Source organism: Oceanobacillus neutriphilus, assembly GCF_014645515.1.
GTDB classification, from domain to species: domain Bacteria; phylum Bacillota; class Bacilli; order Bacillales; family Amphibacillaceae; genus Oceanobacillus; species Oceanobacillus neutriphilus.
The window spans coordinates 1-2,147 of record NZ_BMLW01000037.1; the positions used below are offsets into that span (position 1 = coordinate 1).

Here is a 2,147-nt window from a genome sequence, read left to right on the forward strand (position 1 = left end):
CAAAAACTTAGATAAGTCCTCAATCGATTAGTATCCGTCAGCTGCACGTGTCGCCACGCTTCCACCTCGGACCTATCAACCTCATCGTCTCTGAGGGATTTTACTCACTTGAAGTGATGGGAAGTTTCATCTTGAGGGGGGCTTCATGCTTAGATGCTTTCAGCACTTATCCTTTCCACACGTAGCTACCCAGCTATGCTCCTGGCGGAACAACTGGTACACCAGCGGTGTGTCCATCCCGGTCCTCTCGTACTAAGGACAGCTCCTCTCAAACTTCCAACGCCCACGACGGATAGGGACCGAACTGTCTCACGACGTTCTGAACCCAGCTCGCGTACCGCTTTAATGGGCGAACAGCCCAACCCTTGGGACCGACTACAGCCCCAGGATGCGATGAGCCGACATCGAGGTGCCAAACCTCCCCGTCGATGTGAACTCTTGGGGGAGATAAGCCTGTTATCCCCGGGGTAGCTTTTATCCGTTGAGCGATGGCCCTTCCATGCGGAACCACCGGATCACTAAGCCCGACTTTCGTCCCTGCTCGACTTGTAGGTCTCGCAGTCAAGCTCCCTTCTGCCTTTACACTCTTCGAATGATTTCCAACCATTCTGAGGGAACCTTTGGGCGCCTCCGTTACCTTTTAGGAGGCGACCGCCCCAGTCAAACTGCCCGCCTGACACTGTCTCCGAACCGGATTACGGTCCTGGGTTAGAATGGTCATACAGTTAGGGTGGTATCCCACGGGTGCCTCCACGTAAGCTGGCGCTCACGCTTCGAAGGCTCCCACCTATCCTGTACAAACTGCACAAACATTCCATATCAGGCTACAGTAAAGCTCCACGGGGTCTTTCCGTCCTGTCGCGGGTAATGCGCATCTTCACGCATAGTATAATTTCACCGGGTCTCTCGTTGAGACAGTGCCCAAGTCGTTGCACCTTTCGTGCGGGTCGGAACTTACCCGACAAGGAATTTCGCTACCTTAGGACCGTTATAGTTACGGCCGCCGTTTACTGGGGCTTCGGTTCAAAGCTTCGCTCCGAAGAGCTAACTCTTCCCCTTAACCTTCCAGCACCGGGCAGGTGTCAGCCCCTATACTTCGCCTTTCGGCTTCGCAGAGACCTGTGTTTTTGCTAAACAGTCGCTTGGGCCNTGCGCTAACTCTTCCCCTTAACCTTCCAGCACCGGGCAGGTGTCAGCCCCTATACTTCGCCTTTCGGCTTCGCAGAGACCTGTGTTTTTGCTAAACAGTCGCTTGGGCCTATTCACTGCGGCTCACTCACAAGTGAGCACCCCTTCTCCCGAAGTTACGGGGTCATTTTGCCGAGTTCCTTAACGAGAGTTCTCCCGCTCACCTTAGGATTCTCTCCTCGCCTACCTGTGTCGGTTTGCGGTACGGGCACCTATGATCTAACTAGAGGCTTTTCTTGGCAGTGTGAAATCAGGAACTTCGGTACTTTATTTCCCTCCCCGTCACAGCTCAGAAATATGTCAGACGGATTTGCCTGTCTGACTTCCTCGCATGCTTGGACGCACATCCATCAGTGCGCACTCCTTATCCTCCTGCGTCCCCCCATTGTTCAAACAATCATGAGGTGGTACAGGAATATCAACCTGTTGTCCATCGCCTACGCCTGTCGGCCTCGGCTTAGGTCCCGACTAACCCTGAGAGGACGAGCCTTCCTCAGGAAACCTTAGGCATTCGGTGAAAGAGATTCTCACTCTTTTTTCGCTACTCATACCGGCATTCTCACTTCAAAGCGCTCCACCAGTCCTCACGGTCTGACTTCTCTGCACTTTGAACGCTCTCCTACCATTGTTCGTAAGAACAATCCGCAGCTTCGGTGATACGTTTAGCCCCGGTACATTTTCGGCGCAGCGTCACTCGACCAGTGAGCTATTACGCACTCTTTCAATGATGGCTGCTTCTAAGCCAACATCCTGGTTGTCTGTGCAACGCCACATCCTTTTCCACTTAACGTATACTTTGGGACCTTAGCTGGCGGTCTGGGCTGTTTCCCTTTCGACTATGAACCTTATCACCCATAGTCTGACTCCCAAGTTGAAGTAACTGGCATTCGGAGTTTGACTGAATTCGGTAACCCGGTAGGGGCCCCTAGTCCAATCAGTGCTCTACCTCCAGTACTCAC

Annotated in this window: 1 rRNA gene; it reads right to left on the bottom strand. The window is 53.1% G+C overall.

Annotated features, from left to right (window positions below):
* Window positions 1-7 precede the first annotated feature (7 nt).
* A 23S ribosomal RNA gene (locus IEX29_RS26275) occupies window positions 8-2,147 on the bottom strand; the annotation flags it as partial.